Genomic DNA, 25,669 nt, shown 5'->3' on the forward strand with positions numbered 1-25,669 from the left:
GGCGGATCAGGTGGCGGATCAGGACAAGATCCTCGGCTACTTGAAGCGGGTGACGGCCGATCTGCACCAGACACGGCAGCGCCTTCGCGAAGTCGAGGCCCAGGAGCCGGAGCCGATCGCGATCGTCGGCATGGCCTGCAGGTTCCCCGGCGGCATCCAGTCGCCGGAGGACCTGTGGGGCCTGGTGGCGGGCGGCCGGGACGCCATCACCGACTTCCCCGCCGACCGCGGCTGGGACATCGAGTCCCTGTACGACGCCGACCCCGAGCAGCGGGGCACCTCGTACACCCGCGAAGGCGGATTCCTCGACGGGGTCGGCGAGTTCGACGCCGCCTTCTTCGGGATCAGCCCCCGCGAAACCCTCGGCATGGACCCGCAGCAGCGCCTGCTCCTCGAAACCTCGTGGGAGACCTTCGAACGCGCCGGCATCGACCCGGCGACCCTCCGCGGCAGCAAGGCCGGCGTCTTCATCGGCACCAACGGCCAGGACTACCCCGACCTGCTCCGCGAGGTCCCCCAGGGCGTCGAGCAGTACCTCCTCACCGGCAACGCCGCCAGCGTCGTCTCCGGCCGGCTGTCCTACACCTTCGGCCTCGAAGGTCCCGCCGTCACCGTCGACACCGCCTGCTCGGCCTCGCTCGTCGCCCTCCACCTCGCCGTCCAGGCGCTGCGGAACGACGAGTGCTCCATGGCCCTGGCCGGCGGTGTCACCGTCATGTCCAGCCCGCGCGCCTTCGTACAGTTCAGCAGGCAGCGCGGACTCGCCCCCGACGGCCGGTGCAAGCCGTTCGCCGACGGCGCCGACGGCACCGGCTGGGGCGAGGGCGTCGGCATGCTCCTCGTCGAAAAGCTCTCCGACGCCCGACGCAACGGCCACCCCGTCCTCGCCCTCGTGCGGGGCAGCGCCATCAACCAGGACGGCGCCTCCAACGGCCTGACCGCCCCCAACGGGCCCTCCCAGCAGCGCGTCATCCGCCAGGCACTGACCAACGCCGGGCTCACCCCGGCGCAGGTCGACGCCGTCGAGGCGCACGGCACCGGCACCACCCTCGGCGACCCCATCGAAGCGCAGGCCATCCTGGCCACCTACGGCCAGAACCGGCCCGAGGGCCGGCCGCTGTGGCTGGGCTCGGTCAAGTCCAACATCGGGCACACCCAGGCCGCCGCCGGCGTCGCGGGCATCATCAAGATGGTCCTCGCGATGCGGCACGGCGTGCTGCCCGAATCCCTCCACATCGACCAGCCGTCCACGGCCGTCGACTGGGCCACCGGCGACGTCGAACTGCTCACACGGGCCGTACCGTGGCCCGAGACGGGGCAGCCGCGCCGCGCCGGCATCTCCTCCTTCGGCGTCAGCGGCACCAACGCCCACACCGTCATCGAGCAGGCCCCGCCCGCCGAACCCGCCCCGGCCGGACCCGGCACGACGGGCCGCCCGGACACGGCCACCCCGGACAGCGCGGCGGGCGCCACCGGACCGGTACCGCTGCTGCTGTCGGGCCACGGCGACGAAGCCCTCGCCGCCCAGGCCGGCCGCCTCGCCGCCCACCTGCGCGCCCACCCCGAACTCGCCGCGGACCCCGCGTCCCTGACCGACCTCGGCTTCTCCCTCGCCACCAGCCGCTCCGCGCTCGACCGCCGGGCCGTCCTCTTCGCCGCCGACCGCGAACGGCTCCTCGCCGACCTCGACGCGCTCACCGCCGGCGAGGAGCCCCCGACCGCCGTGCTCGGCGCCGTGGACGACGGCAACACCGCGTTCCTGTTCACCGGCCAGGGCAGCCAGCGACTCGGCATGGGCCGCGAACTGTACGCCACCCACCCCGGCTTCGCCCGCGCCCTCGACGCCGTCCGCGACGAACTCGACCGGCACCTCGAACGGCCCCTGTACGACGTCCTGTTCGCCGCCGAAGACAGCCCCGAAGCGGCGCTGCTCGACGCCACCGCCCACACTCAGGCCGCACTGTTCGCCGTCGAGGTCGCCCTCCACCGGCAGCTCGAACAGTGGGGCGTCACCCCCGACTTCCTCATCGGGCACTCCATCGGCGAACTCGCCGCCGCCCACGTCTCCGGCGTCCTCACCCTCCCCGACGCGGCCGCCCTCGTCGCCGCCCGCGGCCGCCTCATGCAGGCCCTGCCCGCGGGCGGCGCGATGATCGCCGTCGAGGCCACCGAGGACGAGGTCACCCCGCTGCTCACCGACCGGGTGTCCGTCGCGGCCGTCAACGGCCCCCGCTCCGTGGTCGTCTCCGGCGACGCGGACGCCGCCGAGCACATCGCCGAGGCCCTGCGCGCCCGAGGCCGCCGCACCAAGCGCCTCCCGGTCAGCCACGCCTTCCACTCGCCGCTCATGGACGGCATGCTCGACGCGTTCCGCGAGGCCGCCGAAGCCGTCTCCTACGCGCCGCCCGTCATCCCGATCGTCTCCAACCTCACCGGCGCCTCCGTCACCGCCGAGGAGATCTGCACCGCCGACTACTGGGTCCGGCACGTCCGCGAGGCCGTCCGCTTCCACGACGGCATACGCGGCCTCGCCGCACTCGGCGTCACCACCTTCGTCGAGGTCGGCCCCGGCGGAGTCCTCACCGCCCTCGCACAGGACTGCCTCACCGGCCAGGACGACGCCGAGTTCGTCCCCGCCCTGCGCGGCGACCGGCCCGAAGCGGCCGCGTTCGCCGCCGCCGTCGCCCGCGCCCACGTCCACGGCGTCCCCGTCGACTGGTCCGCCGTCTTCGCCGGCCGCCCCGCCACCCGCATCGACCTGCCCACGTACGCCTTCCAGCGGAGCCTGTACTGGCCCGAACAGCCCACCGCCTGGACCGGCGACGTCACCGCCGCCGGGATCGGCTCCGCCGACCACCCGCTGCTCGGCGCGGCCATCGCCCTCGCCGACGGCGACGGCTACCTGTTCACCGGCCGGCTCTCCCTGGCCACCCACCCCTGGCTCGCCGACCACACGGTCATGGACACCGTCCTGCTGCCCGGCACCGCCTTCGTCGAACTCGCCCTGCGGGCCGGCGAGCACACCGGCTGCGAACTCCTCGACGAACTCACCCTCCAGGCACCCCTGGCCCTGCCCCCGCACGGCGGAGTACAGATCCAGCTCGCCGTCGGCGCCCCCGACCCCGACGGACGCCGCTCCCTGACCCTGCACTCACGGCCCGAGGACGCCGCCGACGACACCTGGGGCGAAGGCGCCTGGACCCGGCACGCCACCGGCCTCCTCGCCCCCGCCACCGCCCAGGACAACCCCCGCGCCGGCACCGACCTGGCCACCTGGCCCCCGAAGGACGCCACCGCCCTCCCCGTCGACGGCCTCTACGCACACCTCACCGCCTCCGGCTTCGCCTACGGGCCCGTCTTCCAGGGCCTGACCGGTGCCTGGCAGCGCGCCGACGAGGTCTTCGCCGAAGTCCGCCTCCCCGATCAGGCGCACGCCGAAGCGGCCCTGTTCGGCCTCCACCCCGCCCTGCTCGACGCCGCCCTGCACGCCGTCGGCATGGGCTCCCTGCTGGCGGAGACCGAGCACGGCAGGCTGCCGTTCTCCTGGAGCGGCGTCACCCTCCGCGCCGTCGGCGCGCGCACCCTGCGCGTCCGCCTCGCCCCCGCCGGCCAGGACACCGTCTCCGTCGACCTCGCCGACGAGACCGGAGCCCCCGTCGCCTCCGTCGACGCGCTACTGCTCCGCCCCGTCACCCCCGACCAGGTACGGGCCGCCCGCACCGCCTTCCACGACGCCCTCTTCCGCGTCGAATGGACCCCGCTGCCGCTGCCCGCCGCCACCACCGTCGCCCCCGGCCAGTGGGCCCTGCTCGGCGCGGCAGGCCCCCGCTTCACCGCCGTCCTGCCCACGGCCGCCACCCACACCGGCCTCCCCGCCCTCGGTACGGCCCTCGCCGACGGCGGCCCCGTACCGCAGGCCGTCCTCGTCTCCGTAGCGGCCCCCGGCGGGCTGTCGCGTACCCCCGTCGACGCCGCACTGCCCGCCGCCGTCGGCGACGCCCTGCACCACGCCCTCGACCTGGCCCGGGCCTGGCTCGCCGACGACCGCTACGCCGGCTCCCGCCTCGTGTTCGTCACCCACGGCGCCGTCGCCACCACCTCCGGCTCCGACGTGCCCGACCTCGCGCACGCCCCGCTGTGGGGCCTGCTCCGCTCCGCCCAGAACGAGCACCCCGACCGGTTCGTCCTCCTCGACCTCGACGACCGCGAGGAGTCCCTGCGCGCCCTGCCCGCCGCGCTGGCCACCGCCGAACCGCAACTCGCCCTCCGCGAAGGCCGCGCCGTCGTACCCCGCCTCGCCCGCGTCCCCGCCACCCCCGGCCAGGAAGCCCGCCCCCTCGACCAGGACGGCACCGCCCTCGTCACCGGCGCCACCGGCACCCTCGGCGGCCTCGTCGCCCGCCACCTCGTCACCGCCCACGGCGTACGCCGCCTGCTGCTCACCAGCCGCCGCGGCGAGGCCGCCACCGGAGCCGCCGAACTCCTCGAAGAGCTGCGCGCGCTGGGCGCCGAGGTGACCCTCGCCGCCTGCGACGCCGCCGACCGTGCCGCGCTCGCCGCCCTCCTGGCCTCCGTACCGGCCGCACACCCGCTCACCGCCGTCGTCCACACCGCCGGAGTCCTCGACGACGGCATCCTCGAAGCACTCACCCCCGAGCGCATCGACCACGTCCTGCCGGCCAAGGTCGACGCCGCCGTCAACCTGCACGAACTGACCTCCGGCCTCGACCTCGCCGCGTTCGTCCTGTTCTCCGCCGCCGCCGGCACCCTCGGCGCCGCCGGCCAGGCCAACTACGCCGCCGCCAACGCCTTCCTCGACGCCCTCGCCCAGCGCCGCCGCGCCGACGGCCTCACCGCCACCGCGCTCGCCTGGGGCCTGTGGGCCGAACGCAGCGGCATGACCGGCGACCTCGCCGACACCGACCTCGAACGCATCACCCGCGCCGGAGTCGCCGCCCTGTCCTCCACCGAGGGCCTCGCCCTCATGGACACCGCCCGTGCCGTCGGCGACCCCACCGCCGTCCCCATGCACCTCGACCTGGCCGCCCTGCGCCACGCCGACGCGCACAGCGTTCCCGCCCTGCTGCGCGGCCTGGTCAGGCCCGCCGCCCGCCGCACCGCCGCCCAGGACGCCGCCCCCGCCGACGGCCTCACCGCACGACTGCTGCCGCTGACCGCCGCCGAACGCGACCGGCTGCTGCTGGCCACCGTCCGCGTCCAGGTCGCCGCCGTCCTCGGCTTCCCCGGACCCGACGCCGTCGACCCCGGCCGCGCCTTCAAGGAACTCGGCTTCGACTCGCTCACCGCCGTCGAACTGCGCAACCGCCTCGGCTCGGCCACCGGAGTCCGCCTCCCCGCCACCCTCGTCTTCGACTACCCCACCCCCCACGCGCTCTCCGCGTTCCTGCGCACCGAACTCCTCGGCGACCGGACCGCCCCCACCGCCACCGCAATCACGCCCGCCGCCCGGGCCACCGCCGACGAGCCCATCGCCATCGTCGGCATGAGCTGCCGCTACCCCGGCGGCGTCACCACCCCCGAGGAGCTGTGGCAGCTCGTCGCCGGCTCCGTCGACGCGATCTCCCCGTTCCCCACCGACCGCGGCTGGCACCTCGACGCGCTGTACGACGCCGACCCCGGCCGCGCCGGGACCTCGTACACCCGGGAGGGCGGCTTCCTCCACGACGCCGCCGACTTCGACCCCGACGTCTTCGGCATCAACCCGCGCGAAGCCCTCGCCATGGACCCGCACCAGCGGCTCCTGCTGGAAACCTCCTGGGAGGCCTTCGAACGGGCCGGCATCGACCCCGCCTCCGTCCGCGGCACCCGCACCGGCGTGTTCGCCGGCGTCATGTACCACGACTACCTGACGCGGCTCCCCGCCGTACCCGAGGGCCTGGAGGGCTACCTCGGCACCGGCAGCGCCGGCAGCGTCGCCTCCGGCCGCATCTCCTACACCTTCGGCCTAGAGGGCCCCGCCGTCACCATCGACACGGCCTGCTCCTCCTCCCTCGTCGCCCTGCACCTGGCCGCACAGGCCCTGCGCAGCGGCGAATGCGACATGGCCCTCGCCGGCGGCGTCACCGTCATGTCCACCCCCGACACCTTCATCGACTTCAGCCGCCAGCGCGGCCTCGCCACCGACGGCCGCTGCAAGTCCTTCTCCGCCGACGCCGACGGCACCGGCTGGGCCGAGGGCGCCGGCATGATCCTCGTCGAACGGCTCTCCGACGCCCGCCGCAACGGCCACCCGGTCCTCGCCGTGGTCCGCGGCACCGCCGTCAACCAGGACGGCGCCTCCAACGGCCTCACCGCCCCCAACGGCCCCTCCCAGCAGCGCGTCATCCGCGAGGCCCTCGCCCACGCCGGCCTGACCGCCGCCGACGTCGACGCCGTCGAAGCCCACGGCACCGGCACCACCCTCGGCGACCCCATCGAAGCCCAGGCCCTCCTGGCCACCTACGGCCAGGACCGCCCCGACGGCACCCCTCTGCGCCTGGGCTCCGTCAAGTCCAACATCGGCCACACCCAGGCCGCGGCGGGCGCCGCCGGCATCATCAAGATGGTCCAGGCGATGCGCCACGGCATCCTGCCGGCGTCCCTGCACATCGGCGAGCCGTCCCCGCACATCGACTGGACCGCCGGCGCCGTCGAGCTGCTGACCGAGGCCACCGCCTGGCCCGAGACCGGCCGCCCCCGCCGCGCGGGCATCTCCTCCTTCGGCGTCAGCGGCACCAACGCGCACGTCATCATCGAGCAGCCGCCCACCGACCAGGACGCCGGACCCGCACCCGCCGACGGCACCGCCGACGGGGACCGGACGCCCGCGGGCACCCCGCTGCCGTTCGTCCTCTCCGGCCGGACCCCCGACGCGCTGCGCGCCCAGGCCGCCCGCCTCGCCGCCCACCTCGCGGAACACCCCGACACGGCCCCCGCCGACGTCGCGTACTCCCTGGCCACCACCCGCACCGCCCTGGACCGCCGGGCCGCCGTCGTCGCCCCCGGCCACGACGGGCTCCGCACCGCCCTCGCCGCCCTCGCCGAGGGCCGCGACAGCGCCGGCCTCGTCCGCCACGACACCGCCGACGGCCGCACCGCCGTCCTGTTCACCGGCCAGGGCAGCCAGCGCCCCGGTACGGGCCGCGAGCTCTACGCGACCCACCCGGTCTTCGCCGCAGCCCTCGACGAGGTCTGCGCCGCCCTGGACCCGCACCTCGAACAGCCCCTCAAGGACGTCATGTTCGACGAGGACGGCGACCTCCTGAACCGGACCGGCTACACCCAGCCCGCCCTGTTCGCCCTGGAGACCGCGCTCTACCGCCTCGTCGAATCGTGGGGCCTGCGCCCCGACTTCGTCTCCGGCCACTCCATCGGCGAGATCACCGCCGCCCACGTCGCCGGCGTCCTCACCCTGCCCGACGCGGCCACCCTGGTCGCCGCCCGCGGCCGCCTCATGGAGCAACTGCCCCGGGGCGGCGCGATGATCGCGCTGACCGCCACCGAGGACGAGGTCCGGCCGCTGCTCGCCGGCCACGAGGACCGCATCGGCATCGCCGCCGTCAACTCCGCCTCCAGCACCGTCGTCTCCGGCGACGAGACCCTCGCCCTGGAGATCGCCGCCGAGTTCGAGCGGCGCGGCCGCCGCACCAAGCGGCTCACCGTCAGCCACGCCTTCCACTCCCCGCTGATGGACGGCATGCTCGACGCCTTCCGCGACGTCGCCGCCTCCCTCACCTACCGGGCACCCGCCGTCCCCGTCGTCAGCAACCTCACCGGAACCGTCGCGGGCGACGAACTGCGCACCCCCGACCACTGGGTCGCCCACGTCCGCGAACCCGTCCGCTTCCTCGACGGCATCCGCACCCTGGACGCCGAACACGTCACCACCTACCTCGAACTGGGCCCGCAGGGCGTCCTGTCCGGCCTCGGCCGCGACTGCCTCACCGACACCTCCGGCGACGCCGTGTTCGTCCCGGCACTGCGCCGCGACCGCGGCGAGGCCGAGGCGCTGGCCGCCGCGATCGCCGCCGTCCACACCCGCGCCGTCCCGCTCGACTGGCCCGCGTACTTCGCCACGACCGGCGCCCGCCGGGTCGACCTGCCCACCTACGCCTTCCAGCGCCGCCGGTTCTGGCTCGAAGCCCCGCCCGGCCACATCGGGGACGTCGAATCGGCGGGCCTGGGCGCCGCCCACCACCCGCTGCTCGGCGCCGCCGTACCGCTCGCCGACGGAGAGGGCTTCCTCTTCACCGGGCGGCTCTCCCTCGACACCCACCCCTGGCTCGGCGACCACGCCGTCATGGGCACCGTCCTGCTGCCCGGTACCGCCTTCGTCGAACTCGCCGTCCGCGCCGGCGACCAGGCGGGCTGCGACGTCCTGGAGGAACTGACCCTCGAAGCACCGCTCGTCCTGGCCCCGCACACCGCGGTACGCCTCCAGATCGTGGTGGGTGCGCCCGACGGAGACGGCCGCCGCACCCTCGACCTGTACTCGGGCGACCCCGACGCCGCCGACGACGAACCGTGGACCCGGCACGCCACCGGCGTCCTCGCCACGGGCGCACCGCTCCCCGGCTTCGACCTCACCGCCTGGCCCCCGCCGGGCGCCGAGGCCGTCACCGTCGACGGGCTGTACGAACACCTCGGCCGGGGCGGCTTCGCCTACGGTCCCGTCTTCCAGGGCCTGCGGGCCGCCTGGACCCTCGGCGACGACGTCTACGCCGAGGTGGCCCTGCCCGAGGACCGGCAGACCGAGGCCACCCGCTTCGGCCTGCACCCGGCGCTCCTGGACGCCGCCCTGCACGGCACGTTCGTCCGGCCGTCCGGCACGGACCGCCCCGCCGGGCTGCCGTTCTCCTGGCGCGGCGTGTCCCTGCACGCCGTCGGCGCCGCCGGGCTGCGCGTCCGCCTCACCACGAACGGCGAGGACACCCTCTCCCTCCAGCTGGCCGACACCACGGGCGCGCCCGTGGCCGCCGTCGAGCAGCTGACGGTGCGGCCCGTCTCCGCCGACCGGCTCGCCGCCGCCCCGCGCACGGCCCACCACGAGTCGCTGTTCCGGATCGAGTGGGCCACCGTGCCCCTGCCGGCCGGCTCCTCCTCCGCCGAGGACACCACGGCCACGTGGGCCGTCATCGGCACCGACGGCGACCACGGCACCGAGAACACCGGCACCGGAACCGACGGCGCCGCCGGTCTGCCCGGCCGGGCACACGCCGGCCTCGCGGCCCTCGCGGCGGCCCTGGACGCGGGCGCCACGGTCCCCTCGTACGTCCTGGCCCCCTGCCCGCCCGCCGGCTCCGCGGGCGCGCTCACCGCGGACGCCGTCCGCACCGCCACCCACCGGGCACTCGCCCTGGTCCAGGCGTGGCTCGCCGACGACCGCTTCGCCACGTCCCGCCTGGTGTTCGTCACCCGGGGCGCCGTCGCCACCCAGGGAGACTGGGACCTCGCCGACCCCGTCCACGCCCCCGTCTGGGGCCTGGTCCGCTCCGCACAGTCGGAGAACCCCGACCGCTTCGTCCTCGCCGACCTCGACGGCCCGACCCCCGACGGCGCCCTCCTCGCCGCCGCCCTCGCCACCGGCGAGCCGCAGCTCGCCGTCCGCCGCGGCACCGTCCACGCCCCCCGCCTCGCCCGGATCCCCGCCACCACGCGCCTGACCCCGCCCCCCGGCGAACCGGCGTGGCGCATGGACATCGAGGACAAGGGCACCCTCGACCACCTCACCCTCGTCCCCAGCCCCGAGTCCCGGGCGGCCCTGGAACCCGGACAGGTCCGCGTCGCCGTCCGCGCCGCAGGCCTCAACTTCCGCGACGTCCTCAACGCCCTCGGCATGTACCCGGGCGACCCCGGCCTCATGGGCAGCGAGGGCGCCGGCACCGTCGTGGAGACCGGCCCCGGAGTCACCGACCTCGCCCCCGGCGACCGCGTCATGGGCATGCTGCCCGGCGCCTTCGGCCCGCTCGCGGTCGTGGACCGCCGCATGATCGCCCCGATGCCCGAGGGCTGGACCTTCGCCGAGGCCGCGGCCGTACCGATCGTCTTCATGACGGCCTACTACGCCCTCCACGACCTCGCCGGACTCCGCGCGGGCGAATCCCTCCTCGTGCACGCCGCCGCCGGCGGAGTCGGCACGGCCGCCGTCCAGCTGGCCCGCCACTGGGGCGCCGACGTCTACGCCACCGCCAGCCCCGCCAAGTGGGACACCCTGCGCGGACTCGGCCTGACCGACGACAAGATCGCCTCCTCCCGCACCCTCGACTTCGAGGACACCTTCCGCACGGCCACCGGCGGACGCGGCGTCGACGTCGTCCTCGACTCCCTCGCCCGCGAGTTCGTCGACGCCTCCCTGCGGCTCCTGCCGCGCGGCGGACGCTTCGTCGAGATGGGCAAGACCGACGTCCGCGACCCCCAGGACGTCGCGGCCGCCCACCCCGGCGTCGGCTACCAGGCCTTCGACCTGACCGAAGCCGGCCTCGACCGCATCCAGGAGATGCTCACCGAGCTCCTCTCCCTCTTCCGGGCCGGCTCCCTGAGCCCCGTACCGGTCTCGGCCTGGGACCTGCGCCAGGCCCCCGAAGCGTTCCGCTACCTCAGCCAGGCACGCCACACCGGCAAGATCGTGCTGACCGTCCCCGCCGAGTGGAACCCCGACGGCACCGTCCTCATCACCGGCGGCACCGGCACCCTCGGCGCCCTCGTGGCCCGCCACGCCGTCACCGCCCGCGGCGCCCGCCGCCTGATCCTGACCAGCCGCCGCGGCGAGGCCGCCGCCGGAGCCACCGAACTCGCCGCGGACCTGCGGGCCCTGGGCGCCGACGTCACCGTCGCCGCCTGCGACGCCGCCGACCGCGACGCGCTCGCCGCCCTCCTGGCCTCCGTACCGGCCGCACACCCGCTGACCGCCGTCATCCACACCGCCGGAGTCCTCGACGACGGCATCGCCGAGGCGCTCACCCCCGAGCGCGTCGACCACGTCCTGCGGCCCAAGGCCGAAGCCGCCCTCCACCTGCACGAGCTGACCCGCCACCTCGACCTGGCCGACTTCGTCCTCTTCTCCTCCGCCGCGGGCACCTTCGGCGGCGCCGGCCAGGCCAACTACGCGGCCGCGAACGTCTTCCTCGACGCCCTCGCCCGCCACCGCCAGGCCCACGGCCTGCCCGGCACCTCCCTCGGCTGGGGCCTGTGGGCCGAAGCCAGCGGCATGACCGGCGAACTGGACACCGCCGACAAGGACCGCATGACGCGCTCCGGCGTCCTCGGCCTCTCCTCCGAGGAGGGCCTGGCCCTCCTCGACACCGCCCACCGCACCGGCGACGCCCACCTCGTCCCCATGCAGCTCGACCTCGCGCCCCTGCGCAAGGCCGACGCGAGCATGGTCCCCGCCCTGCTGCGCGGCCTGGTCCGGCCCGCCGCCCGCCGGGCCGCCGAAGCCACCGCCGCCGGCACCGGAACCCCGCTGGTGGAGCGGCTCGTACGACTCCCCGACCACGAGCGCGACCAGCTGCTCCTCGACCTCGTACGGGACCAGGTCGCGGCCGTCCTCGGCCACGCCAGCCCCGACGCCGTCGAGCCCGGCCGCGCCTTCAAGGACCTCGGCTTCGACTCGCTGACCGCCGTCGAGTTCCGCAACCGGCTCGGCGCCACCGCCGGCGTCCGCCTCCCCGCCACCCTCGTCTTCGACTACCCCACCCCCACGGTCCTCGCCGGCTACCTGAAGGACGAACTCCTCGGCTCCGAGGCCGCGGCCGCCCTCCCGCGCCACCCGGCCACCACCGCCGTCGAGACCGACGACCCCATCGCCATCGTCGCCATGAGCTGCCGCTTCCCCGGCGGCGTCCGCAGCCCCGAGGACCTGTGGGAGCTGCTCGCCGAAGGCCGCGACGGCATCGCGCACCTCCCCGCCGACCGGGGCTGGGACACCGAGGCGCTCTACGACCCCGACCCCGACAACCCCGGCACCTCGTACGCCCGCGAAGGCGGCTTCTTCTACGACGCCCACCACTTCGACCCCGCGTTCTTCGGGATCAACCCGCGCGAGGCCCTCGCCATGGACCCGCAGCAGCGGCTGCTCCTGGAAACCTCCTGGGAGGCGTTCGAACGCGCCGGCATCGACCCGACGGGCCTGCGCGGCGAGCAGGTCGGCGTGTTCGTCGGCCAGATGCACAACGACTACGTGTCCCGCCTGAACACCGTCCCCGAAGGCGTCGAGGGCTACCTCGGCACCGGCGGCTCCAGCAGCATCGCCTCCGGCCGCGTCTCCTACACCTTCGGCTTCGAGGGTCCGGCCGTCACCGTCGACACCGCCTGCTCCTCCTCCCTCGTCGCCCTGCACCTCGCCGCGCAGGCCCTGCGGTCCGGCGAGTGCTCCCTCGCCCTGGCGGGCGGCGTCACCATCATCACCACCCCCGACGTCTTCACCGAGTTCAGCCGCCAGCGCGGCCTCGCCGCCGACGGCCGCTGCAAGCCGTTCGCCGCCGCCGCGGACGGCACCGCATGGGGCGAGGGCGTCGGCATGCTCCTCGTCGAGCGGCTCTCCGACGCCCGCCGCCACGGCCACCAGGTGCTGGCCGTGGTCCGCGGCACCGCCGTCAACCAGGACGGCGCCAGCAACGGCCTCACCGCCCCCAACGGGCCCTCGCAGCAGCGCGTCATCCGCCAGGCCCTCGCCAATGCCGGCCTGACCGCCGCCGACGTCGACGCCGTCGAGGCCCACGGCACCGGCACCCGGCTCGGCGACCCCATCGAAGCGCAGGCGCTGCTCGCCACGTACGGCCAGGACCGGCCGGAAGGCAGCCCGCTGTGGCTGGGCTCCGTCAAGTCCAACTTCGGTCACACCCAGGCCGCCGCCGGTGTCGCCGGCATCATCAAGATGGTCCAGGCGATGCGTCACGGCATCCTGCCGAAGACCCTGCACGTCGACGAGCCGTCGCCCCACGTGGACTGGTCGGCCGGCGCCGTCTCGCTGCTCACCGAGCAGCGGTCCTGGCCCGACACCGGCCGCCCGCGCCGCGCGGGGGTCTCCTCCTTCGGCATGAGCGGTACGAACGCGCACGCCATCGTCGAACTCCCCGCGAGCCCGCCCGCCCCGCCCGCCCCGCCCGCCCCGGCCGTGCCGGCCGCTCCGGTGGCGCTCCCGTGGCACCTGACCGCCCGCACCCCGGAGGCGCTGCGCGCCCAGGGCGAACGGCTCCTGTCCCACCTGGAAGCGCACCCGGCGGCCGAACCCGTCGACATCGGGAACGCGTTGGCGACCACCCGGGCCGTCTTCGAACACCGGGCGACCGTCGTCGCCGCGGACCTCGACGGCTTCCGCGCCGGACTCACGGCCCTCACCGAGGGACGCCCGGCGACAGGACTGCTCCAGGGCTCGCCCCTCGCGGGGGAGAAGCTCGCCTTCCTGTTCACCGGACAGGGCAGCCAGCGTCTCGGCGCGGGCCGCGAGCTGTACGCCGCGCACCCGGTCTTCGCGGCCGCGCTGGACGGGGTCTGCGAACGCCTCGCTCTCGAACTGCCTTTGAAGGAGGTGCTGTTCGGGACGGACGGAGAACTGCTGGACCGGACGGAGTACACGCAGCCGGCGCTGTTCGCCGTCGAGGTGGCCCTGTTCCGGCTGCTGGAGTCCTGGGGTGTGAAGCCCGACTTCCTGTCCGGGCACTCCATCGGCGAGATCGCGGCCGCCCACGTGGCCGGCGTCCTCTCGCTGGAGGACGCGTGCGTGCTGGTCGCGGCGCGCGGCCGGCTGATGCAGGCGCTGCCCGCGGGCGGGGCCATGATCGCCGTCGAGGCCTCCGAGGATGAGGTCCTGCCCCTGCTGACCGGCCGGGTGGCCATCGCCGCCGTCAACGGCCCGCGTTCGGTCGTGGTTGCCGGTGACGAGGACGCGGCGATGGCGGTCGCGGGGGCTTTCCCCGACCGCAAGAGCAAGCGCCTCACGGTCAGCCACGCCTTCCACTCGCCGCACATGGACGGCATGCTCGCCGACTTCCGCCGGGTGGTGGAGGGACTGTCCTTCGCCGCCCCCCGCATCCCCGTCGTCTCCAACCTGACCGGCGCCCTCGTCACCGACGAGATGGGCTCGGCGGACTTCTGGGTCCGGCACGTCCGCGAAGCCGTCCGCTTCCTCGACGGCGTCCGCACACTGGAAGCCGCCGGCGTGACGACCTACCTCGAACTCGGCCCCGACGGCACCCTCTCCGCCATGGCCCAGACCTGCCTGACGGGAGACCCCGCCGCCACGGCCTTCGCCCCCGCCCTGCGCTCCGGCCGCGACGAGACCCAGACCCTCCTCTCGGCGCTCTCCACCGCGTACGTGCGCGGCGCCACCGTCGACTGGCGGGCGTTCTACGCCCCGCTCGGAGCCCAGCGCCACGACCTGCCGACGTACGCCTTCCAGCGGGCCGTCTACTGGCTCGACGCCGGCCGCGCGGACGGCGACGTCGCGGCCGCCGGACTCGGCACCGCGGGCCACCCGCTGCTCGGCGCCGAGGTCCAACTGCCCGACTCCGACGGCCACCTCTTCACCGGCCGGCTGTCGCTGGCCACCCACCCCTGGCTCGGGGACCACCGGGTCGCGGGCGCGGCCCTCCTGCCGGGTACGGCATTCGTCGAGCTCGCGCTCCGCGCCGGCGAACACGTCGGCTGCGACCTGGTCGAGGAACTCACCCTGGAAGCCCCCCTGGTGCTCCCCGAGCACGGCGGCGTACAGCTGAGGCTCTCCGCCGGAGCCGCCGACCCCGCGGGCCGCCGCAGCCTTACCCTGCACTCCCGCCCCGAGGGCGCGGACCCGGACGCCCCGTGGACGCGCCACGCGGCCGGCGCCCTCACCACCGCCGCCGGTCCGGCCCCGCAGGACCTCACCGCATGGCCGCCGGCCGGCGCGGAAGCCGTCCCGGTGGAAGGCCTGTACGAGGGACTCACGGACTCCGGCTTCGGGTACGGACCGGTGTTCCGGGGCCTGCGCGCCGCCTGGCGGCACGACGACGCCTACTACGCCGAGGTGGCCCTGCCCGACACCGCCCGTGACGACGCCGCCCGGTTCGGCCTGCACCCCGCCCTCCTCGACGCCGCCCTGCACGCGCTCGGACTGCGCACCCCGGACGGCGACGGCACCGAAGGACGACTCCCGTTCTCCTGGTCCGGCGTCCGCCTGCACGCGGTCGGAGCCTGCGAGCTGCGCGTACGCCTGACCACCGCCCACAACGGCGAAGTGGCCCTCACCCTCGCCGACGCCACCGGAGCGCCCGTCGCCTCGGTCGCCGGACTGGCCCTGCGCACGGTCGGCGGCGACCAGCTCGGCACCGCGCCCGACCCGGCCCGCGACGCCCTGTTCCGTGTCGAGTGGACGCGATCGGCCGGTGGCGGAACCTTCCACGACTGGTCGATGCGCGGCGAGGGCGACGGGACCGCCACCGCCTCGGTGGTGCAGTGCGTGGAGCCCGCCGGCGGGGACCTGGCCGCCGCGGTGCACGCCGAGACCGGCCGGGTACTGGGACTGCTGCAGGACTGGACCGCGGACGGCGACCCCACGGACTCGCGCCTGGTGTTCCTGACCCGGGGCGCGGTGGAAGCCGTACCGGGCGAAGGCGTCTCCGACCTGGTGCACGCCCCCGTGTGGGGTCTGGTGCGGTCGGCGCAGTCGGAGAACCCGGGCCGGTTCGTCCTCGTCGACATCGACTCCGAAACCGACCTCACCGACGGACTGTCGGCCGCCCTGGCCTCCGGCGAGCCCGAGGTGGCGCTGCGCAACGGCTCCGTGCTCGTACCGAGGCTCGCGCGGACGACGAGGACCGACGGCGCGGCCGCCGCATGGGACACCACGGGCACCGTACTGGTGACCGGTGCGAGCGGCTCGCTCGGCGGGCTCTTCGCACGCCACCTGGTGACCGAGTGCGGGATCCGGCGCCTGCTGCTCGTCAGCCGCCGCGGTGAGGCCCCGGAGCTGACGGCCGAACTGACCGGACTGGGCGCCGAAGTCACGTGGGCGGCCTGCGACGTGGCCGACCGGGACGCGCTGGCCGCCGTACTGGCCGGCATCCCGGCCGCACACCCGCTGACGGCGGTCGTGCACACGGCCGGTGTGCTGGACGACGGTGTGCTCGGTTCCCTCACCCCCGAGCGGCTGTCGGCCGTACTGCGCCCGAAGGCGGACGCCGCCTGGCACCTCCACGAACTGACCCAGGACCTCGACCTCTCCGCGTTCGTCCTGTTCTCCTCCGCCGCCGGCGTCTTCGGCGGCCCCGGTCAGGCCAACTACGCGGCGGGCAACGTCTTCCTGGACGCCCTGGCCGCGCACCGGCGGGCCCTGGGGCTCGCCGCCACCTCCCTGGCCTGGGGCCTGTGGACCGGCGTCGGCGGCATGGGCGGCGACCTGGCCGACGGGGACCGCGAACGCATCAACCGCGGCGGCATCGGAGCCCTCACGCCGGAGACCGGCCTGGCCCTCTTCGACGCGGCCCGCCGCACGGACGGCCCGCTGCTCGTCCCCCTCCCGCTCGACCTGGCGGCCCTGCGGGCCCGGGCCCGCACCGGTGCGGTGCCCGACCTGCTGCGCGGCCTGGTCCGCGTACCGGCCCGCCGGGCGGCGGGGCAGACCGCCGGCGGCGACGAGCCGGAGCTCCGTACCCGGCTGGCCGCGCTGCCCGCCGACGAGCGGGCGGCAGCCCTCCTGGCGGCGGTCCGGGCCGAGGTGGCCGCCGTGCTCGGTCACGCCTCGACCGACGCGGTACCGGCCGACCGGGCGTTCAAGGAGCTCGGCTTCGACTCCCTGACCGCCGTCGAACTCCGCAACCGCCTCGGCGCCGTCACCGGCGAACGGCTCCCCGCCACGCTCGTGTTCGACTACCCGACGCCGACCGTCCTCGCGGAGTACCTGAGGACCGAGGTCCTCGGACTGTCCCCGGACGGGGAGAGCGCCGAAGCGGCCACGGCCGCATCCCCCGGCACGGCGCTCCACGACGACCCCATCGCGATCGTCGGCATGAGCTGCCGCTACCCCGGAGGGGTCGAGACCCCCGAGGACCTGTGGCGCCTGGTCGTGGGCGGCGTCGACGCCATCTCGGAGTTCCCGCAGGGCCGCGGCTGGGACCTGGAGTCGCTGTACGACCCGGACCCCGACGGCAAGGGCACCAGCTACACCCGCTCCGGCGGCTTCCTGCACGACGCGGGCCGCTTCGACCCGGCGTTCTTCGGGATCTCCCCCCGCGAGGCCGTGGCGATGGACCCGCAGCAGCGGCTGCTGCTGGAAACCTCGTGGGAAGCCTTCGAGGGCGCGGGCATCGACCCCGCCACCCTGCGCGGCAGCCGCACGGGCGTCTTCGCCGGCATCATGTACCACGACTACGCCACCCGGATCACCTCCGTGCCGGACGGCGTCGAGGGCTACCTCGGCACCGGCAACTCCGGCAGCATCGCCTCCGGCCGCGTCTCCTACGCCTTCGGTCTGGAGGGCCCGGCGGTCACCGTCGACACGGCCTGCTCCTCGTCCCTCGTCGCCCTGCACTGGGCGATCCAGGCCCTCCGCAACGGCGAATGCACCATGGCGCTCGCCGGCGGTGTCACCGTCATGTCGACGCCGGGCACCTTCACCGAGTTCAGCCGCCAGCGCGGTCTCGCCGCCGACGGCCGCATCAAGTCCTTCGCCGCCGCCGCCGACGGCACCAGCTGGGCCGAGGGCGCCGGCATGCTCCTCGTCGAGCGCCTCTCGGACGCCCGCCGCAACGGCCACCCCGTGCTCGCCGTCGTCCGCGGCTCCGCCGTCAACCAGGACGGCGCCAGCAACGGCCTCACCGCCCCCAACGGCCCGTCCCAGCAGCGCGTCATCCGCCAGGCCCTCGCCTCCGGCGGCCTGACCGGCGACCAGATCGACGTGGTCGAGGCCCACGGCACCGGCACCACCCTGGGCGACCCCATCGAAGCCCAGGCACTGCTGGCCACGTACGGCCGGGAACGCGCGGCGGACGAACCGCTGTGGCTGGGATCGATCAAGTCGAACATGGGTCACACGCAGGCCGCCGCAGGAGTCGCCGGCGTCATCAAGATGATCATGGCGATGCGGTACGGCGTCCTGCCGAAGACCCTGCACGTGGACGAGCCCACCCCGCACGTGGAGTGGGAGGACGGCGCGGTGTCGCTGCTCACGGAGTCCGTTCCGTGGCCGGAGACCGGCCGTCCGCGGCGCGCGGGCGTGTCCTCGTTCGGCATCAGCGGCACCAACGCGCACACGATCATCGAGCAGGCCCCCGACGAACCCGGCACGTCGGCGACCGGACCCGTCCCGCCGGTGCTGCCGTACGTCCTCTCCGCGAAGTCCGCCGAGGCGCTGCGCGGGCAGGCGGCCCGCCTGCGGGCCCACCTGGAGGACTCGCCAGAGCTCCGTGACGCCGACGTGGCCCGTTCGCTGGCCACCGCACGCGCCGCGTTCGACCACCGCGCCGTGGTCGTCGCTGGGGACCGGGAGCAGCTGCTGCGCGGCCTGACCGCGCTGCAGGACGACGACCCGGCCGCTGCCGGGGTCACCCGGGGCGCCGTGGGCGCGGCCGGGGCCGGGAAACTCGCCTTCCTGTTCACCGGGCAGGGCAGCCAGCGCCCGGGCATGGGCCGTGAGCTGTACGACACCCATCCGGTGTTCGCGGCCGCCCTGGACGCCGTCTGCGACCGCATGCACCTCGAAATCCCCCTGAAGGACGTACTGTTCGGCACCCGTACGGAACTGCTGGACCGGACGGAGTACACGCAGCCCGCACTGTTCGCCGTCGAGGTGGCCCTGTTCCGACTCCTCGAATCATGGGGCGTGCGCCCGGACTTCCTGTCCGGGCACTCCATCGGGGAGATCGCCGCCGCCCACGCGGCCGGCGTCCTCTCCCTCGACGCCGCGTGCGAACTCGTCACGGCCCGAGGCCGGTTGATGCAGGCACTCCCGGCCGGAGGCGTGATGATCGCCCTCCAGGCCACGGAGGAAGAGGTCCTGCCCCTGCTGACCGACCGGGTCGGCTTCGCCGCGGTCAACGGCCCGCGTGCGGTGGTCATCGCCGGAGACGAGGACGCGGCACTGGCCGTCGCAGGATCCTTCCCCGACCGCAAGACCAAACGCCTCACCGTCAGCCACGCCTTCCACTCACCGCACATGGACGGCATGCTCGCCGACTTCCGCAAGGTCGCCGAAGGCCTGTCCTACGCCGCCCCCCGCATCCCGGTCGTCTCCAACCTCACCGGCGCCCTCGTCACCGACGAAATGGGCTCGGCGGACTTCTGGGTCCGGCACGTCCGCGAGGCCGTCCGCTTCCTCGACGGCGTCCGCACACTGGAAGCGTCCGGCGTGACGACCTACCTCGAACTCGGCCCCGACGGCGTCCTCTCCGCCCTGGCCCAGGACTGCCTGACGGCCGCGGAACCCGCCACGAACGCCCGCTTCACGCCCACCCTCCGCACCGGCCGCGCCGAGCCCGAAACCCTGAACACCGCCCTCGCCCACGCCCACGCCCACGGCGCGACGCCCGACTGGAGCGCGTACTTCGCCCCGACCGGCGCCGCCCAGGTCGAACTGCCCACCTACGCCTTCCAACGCGACTGGTACTGGCTCGACTCGGCCCCCACCGCCCCGCACGCCCCGGGCGACGCGGCCGGCTTCGGACTCGGCGCGACGGACCACCCGCTGCTCGGCGCGGCCGTCGAACTCCCCGACTCGGACGGGTTCCTCTTCACCGGCCGGCTGTCATCGGCCACCCACCCCTGGCTCACCGACCACACCGTCCTCGGCTCGGTCCTCCTGCCGGGAACGGCCTTCGTGGAACTCGCGGTCCGCGCGGGCGACCAGGTCGGCTGCGACCTCCTGGAGGAACTGACCCTGGAGGCCCCGCTCGTCCTCCCCGACCGTGGCGGGGTCCAGCTCAGGCTCTCCGTCGCCGCAGCCGACGAGTCCGGCCGCCGAGCCCTGTCCCTGTACTCCCGCGACGAGGACGGCGCCGCCGACGAACCGTGGACCCGGCACGCCGCCGGCGTCCTCGCCACCCGCGGCAGCGACACCGAGGCCCCGGCCACCGACCTCACCGCCTGGCCGCCGGCCGGAGCCGAACCGGTCGACGTCGACGGCCTCTACGAAGGACTCGCCGCCGCCGGATTCGACTACGGCCCCGCCTTCCAGGGCCTGCGGTCGGCCTGGCTCCACGGCGACGCCGTGTACGCCGAGGTGAGCCTGGACGAGGAGACCGGGCAGACGGCCGACTGGTTCGGCCTCCACCCGGCACTCCTCGACGCGACCCTCCACGCGGCCGGCCTCGGCACGCTCGTCGAGGACACCGGGCAGGGACGACTCCCGTTCGCCTGGACCGGAGTCAGGCTGCACGCGACCGGCGCCTCCGCGGTACGGGTCCGGCTGGCCCCCGCCGGCCACGGCGCGGTGTCGATCGAACTCGCCGACACGGCGGGCGTACCCGTCGCCTCCGTCGACTCCCTCGCACTGCGGACCGTATCGCCCGAACAGATCGGCGCCGCCACACGCGGCGGCCGCCACGCGTCCCTGTTCCAGGTCGAATGGACCGCCGTACCGCTCACCCCGGTACCCGCCACCGGCCAGCGCCCCTGGGCCCTGCTCGGCGACGGGCACTCCGGCCTCGACTCCGTGGGGATCCGCCACGAACCCCACGACGGACTCGCGACGCTCAAGACCCCGGCCCTCGTGTGCCTCCCGCTGCCCCCGGTCACCGATCCGCAGGACGTGGCGGGTGCCGTCCACGAGTCGACCGGCCGCGTACTGGACCTGCTGAAGGAATGGCTGGCCGACGACCGGTTCGCGGATGCGCGCCTGCTGGTCCTGACGCGGGGCGCGGTAGCGGCCCTGCCGGGCGAGGGCGTGGCCGACCTGGTCCACGCCGCGGTGTGGGGTCTGGTGCGCTCGGCACAGTCCGAGAACCCGGGCCGGATCGTCCTGGCCGACACGGACGGCACCGACGCGTCCTACCGCACCCTGCCCGCCGTACTCGCCTCGGGCGAGTCCGAGGTGGCGGTCCGGGGAGGTTCGGTTCTGGTGCCGCGGCTGGCGCGTGCGGTGGTCGGCGCCGATGAGCCGGCTGCCGGGTGGGGTGCCGAGGGCACGGTGTTGGTGACGGGTGCGAGTGGTTCGCTGGGCGGGCTGTTCGCGCGTCATCTGGTGACCGAGCACGGTGTGCGGCGTCTGCTGCTGGTGAGCCGTCGTGGCTCCGGCGCGGAGGGTGCGTCGGTGCTGACGGCTGAGCTTTCGGCTCTGGGTGCCGAGGTGTCGTGGGCGGCGTGTGATGTGGCCGACAGGGAATCGTTGAAGGCCGTACTGGCCGGTGTTCCGGTGGAGCACCCGCTGTCGGCCGTGGTGCACACGGCCGGTGTGCTGGATGACGGCGTGGTCGGTTCGCTCACCGCCGAGCGGCTGTCGGCAGTCCTGCGTCCGAAGGTGGACGCGGCCTGGAACCTCCACGAACTCACCCGCGATCTGGACCTGTCGGCGTTCGTGCTGTTTTCCTCCGCCGCCGGTGTGTTCGGCGGCGCCGGTCAGGCCAACTATGCGGCGGCGAACACCTTCCTGGACGCCCTCGCCGCCCACCGCAGGGCTGAGGGCCTGACGGGTACGTCCCTGGCCTGGGGCCTGTGGGCCGAAGCCGGCGGTATGGGGAGTGCCCTGGATGCCGAGGACGTGTCCCGTCTGGGCCGTGGCGGCGTGAACGCCCTGTCCGCAGGCGAGGGGGTGGCGTTGTTCGATGCCGCCTCGGCCTCCGGGCAGTCACTCCTCGTACCGGTGAAGCTCGACCTCGCCGCACTGCGCGCCCAGGCCGGCAGCGGGATGCTTCCACCGCTCCTGTCGGGCCTGGTCCGTACGCCCGCCCGCCGGGCCGCGGGCAGCACCGCCCCCGGCGCGGACGGCGGAGCCGAACTGCGCGAGCGCCTCACCGGGCTCTCGCCGGCCGCGCGCAACGAAGCACTGCTGGAGCTGGTCTGCACGTACGTCGCCGGCGTCCTCGGCTTCGCCGGGCCCGAAGCGGTCGACCCGGCACGGTCGTTCAACGAGGTCGGCTTCGACTCCCTGACGGCCGTCGAACTCCGCAACCGCCTCGGCTCCGCCACCGGCGTACGGCTGCCCGCCACCCTCGTCTTCGACTACCCGACGCCGACGGCTCTCGTGGAGTACCTGCGGGACGAGCTCTGGCAGGACGGAGCCGCGGCGGTACCCCCGCTGCTCGCCGAACTCGACCGGCTGGAGAAGACGCTCGTCGGGTCCACGCCCGACGACGCCGGGCGCGACCGCATCACCGAGCGCCTCGCGGCCCTGCTGGCCGCCTGGAGCGAAGCCGGAGACCGGGCCGCCGACCCAGCCGACGCCGACGGCGCCGACGTCGCCGAGGCCCTGGAGAGCGCGACCGACGACGACCTCTTCGACTTCATCGGCAAGGAGTTCGGCATCTCATGACGCGGCAATCCCGCCCCGCCCGCTCCAACCACTCTGACTTTCAGGTTTCTGCACGAGGGATGAACGCATGAACGAGGAAAAGCTCCGGTATTTCCTGAAGCGGGTGACGGCCGATCTCCACGAGACGCGCCGCCGGCTCCAGGAGGTCGAGTCCGAGGAGCAGGAGCCGATCGCGATCATCGGGATGAGCTGCCGCTACCCGGGAGACGTCGAGTCCCCCGAGGACCTGTGGCGGCTGGTGTCCGAGGAAACCGACGCCATCTCCGCCTTCCCGACCGACCGGGGCTGGGACACGGGGCAACTGTTCGACGAGGACCCGGACGGCCGCGGCACCAGCTACGTGCAGGAAGGCGGCTTCCTCCACTCCGCCAACCGGTTCGACCCGGAGTTCTTCGGGATCTCGCCCCGCGAGGCCGTGGCGATGGACCCGCAGCAGCGGCTGCTGCTGGAGACTTCCTGGGAGGCCTTCGAACGGGCCGGCATCGACCCCACCTCGGTGCGCGGCAGCCGGACCGGCGTGTTCACGGGCGTCATGTACCACGACTACGCGTCGCGTCTGCGTGCCGTACCTCCGGAAGTCGAGGGCTACCTCGGCACCGGCGGCTCCAGCAGCATCGCCTCCGGCCGCGTCTCGTACACGTTCGGTCTGGAAGGCCCGGCGCTCACCGTCGACACGGCCTGCTCGTCCTCCCTCGTCACACTGCACCTGGCCATGCAGGCGCTCCGCAAGGGCGAGTGCTCCCTCGCCCTCGCCGGCGGCGTCACCGTCATGCCGACACCCGGCACCTTCACCGAGTTCAGCAAGCAGCGCGGCCTGTCCTTCGACGGCCGCTGCAAGTCCTTCGCGGACGCAGCGGACGGCACCGGCTGGGGCGAGGGCGCGGGCATGCTCCTCGTGGAGCGGCTGTCCGACGCCCAGCGCAACGGACACCGCATCCTGGCCGTCGTCCGAGGGTCCGCCGTCAACCAGGACGGCGCCAGCAACGGCCTGACCGCCCCGAACGGCCCCTCCCAGCAGCGCGTCATCCGCCAGGCCCTGCACGACGCCCGGCTCACCGCGGCCGACATCGACGTCGTCGAGGCGCACGGCACCGGCACGACCCTGGGCGACCCGATCGAAGCACAGGCCCTGCTCGCGACGTACGGCAGGGAGCACACCGAAGACAGCCCGCTCTGGCTGGGCTCGGTCAAGTCGAACATCGGCCACACGCAGGCCGCCGCCGGTGTCGCGGGCATCATCAAGATGGTCATGGCGATCCGGCACGGCCGGATCCCGAAGACCCTGCACGTGGACGAACCGTCGACCAAGGTCGACTGGTCCGCCGGCGCCGTATCGCTGCTGCGCCGGACCATGGAATGGCCGGAGACCGGCCGGCCCCGGCGCGCCGCGGTGTCGTCGTTCGGCATCAGCGGCACCAACGCGCACACGATCATCGAGCAGGCCCCGCCGGCGACGCCCGCCGGCCCCTCCGATACGGATACGGATGCGGATCCGGGCGCGGACGTGGACGCGGAAGGAACCGCCCCCGAGGCCGCCCCGCAGCGCCGGACCGTCGTGCCTCCGGTCGTGCCGTGGCCCGTCTCGGCCCGCACGGAAGAGGCCCTGCGGGCCCAGGCCGACCGCCTGCTCACCCACCTGCGCGCCCACCCCGGCCAGACGGCCGTGGACATCAGCCGCTCGCTGGCCACCGGCCGCGCCTCCCTCGAACACCGTGCCGTCGTCGTGGCCGGCGACCGGGAGGAGGCCCTCGCCGACCTCGCGGCCCTGGCATCCGACGACGCCGCCGCCTCGCACGTCGTACGGGGTGAGACCGGAGCCCGGGGCAAGGTGGCCTTCCTGTTCACGGGGCAGGGCAGCCAGCGCCCGGGCACGGGCCGGGAACTGTACGACGCCTACCCGGTGTTCGCTGCGGCGCTCGACGAGGTGTGCACACGCTTCGCCCTCGAACTGCCGCTGCGAGACGTACTGTTCGGCTCCGACGCGGAGCTGCTGGACCGGACGGAGTACACGCAGCCGGCGCTGTTCGCCGTCGAGGTGGCGCTGTTCCGGCTGCTGGAGTCCTGGGGTGTGAAGCCCGACTTCCTGTCCGGGCATTCGATCGGCGAGATCGCCGCGGCGCACGTGGCGGGCGTGCTGTCCCTGGAGGACGCGTGCGTGCTGGTCGCGGCGCGCGGCCGGTTGATGCAGGCGCTGCCGTCGGGCGGTGTGATGATCGCCCTCCAGGCTTCGGAGGCCGAGGTCCTGCCGCTGTTGACGGGCCGGGTGAGTGTGGCCGCGGTCAACGGCCCGCGGTCGGTGGTGATCGCCGGTGACGAGGACGCGGCGATGGCGGTCGCGGGGTCGTTCCCCGACCGCAAGAGCAAGCGCCTCACGGTCAGCCATGCCTTCCACTCGCCGCACATGGACGGCATGCTCGACGACTTCCGCGAGATCGCGCAGGAACTGACGTACGGCGCTCCGCGCATCCCGGTCGTGTCGAACCTGACCGGTGCCCTGGTGTCGGACGAGATGGGTTCTGCGGAGTTCTGGGTCCGGCACGTCCGCGAAGCGGTCCGCTTCCTCGACGGCGTCCGCACACTAGAAGCCGCTGGCGTGACGACGTACCTCGAACTCGGCCCCGACGGCGTCCTCTCCGCACTGGCGGAGGCCTGCCTCACCGGCGAATCCGGCTCCGCGGCCTTCGCCCCGATGCTCCGCCACGCCCGCCCCGAGCCGCGGACCGTCACCACGGCCCTCGCCCTGGCCCACGTCCGAGGCACCGCCGTCGACTGGCACGCGTACCACTCCGACACCGGCGCCGAGCACGTGGACCTGCCCACCTACGCCTTCCAGCGCGAGCACTACTGGCTCGACGCCGGCACCCTCGGCGGGGACGTCACCACCGCGGGCCTCAGGTCCGCCGATCACCCCCTGCTAGGCGCCTCGGTGGCCTTGGCCGACGCGGAAGGGCTGCTCCTCACCGGCCAGCTGTCGCTGGCGACCCACCCCTGGCTCGCTGACCACCGTGTGATGGGTTCGGTCCTCGTGCCCGGTACGGCTTTCGTGGAGCTTGCGTTGCGGGCGGGTGAGCAGGTCGGTTGTGCTCTGGTGGATGAGCTGACGCTGGCTGCGCCGTTGGTGCTGCCGGAGGACGGTGGGGTGGAGCTTCAGATTGCGGTTGCGGCGCCTGATGTGTCGGGTCGGCGGTCTGTTGTCTTCCATTCGCGTGATGACCGTGCGGATGAGGGTGAGCC

General features: G+C 74.6%; 2 protein-coding genes. Both read left to right on the plus strand.

What is annotated here, in order from left to right; all coding sequences use genetic code 11:
- Positions 1–10: 10 nt before the first annotated feature.
- Positions 11–22,435 carry an SDR family NAD(P)-dependent oxidoreductase gene (locus AC07B0_RS07490; RefSeq protein ID WP_478897260.1) on the plus strand — a complete coding sequence of 7,475 codons (22,425 nt, stop codon included), beginning with the start codon at positions 11–13 and terminating at the stop codon, positions 22,433–22,435.
- Positions 22,436–22,502: 67 nt separating this feature from the next.
- A partial coding sequence (locus AC07B0_RS07495; protein WP_478897222.1) for a type I polyketide synthase occupies positions 22,503–25,669 on the plus strand: 3,167 nt, incomplete at its 3' end.

This window comes from Streptomyces sp. NPDC044704 (assembly GCF_056433525.1).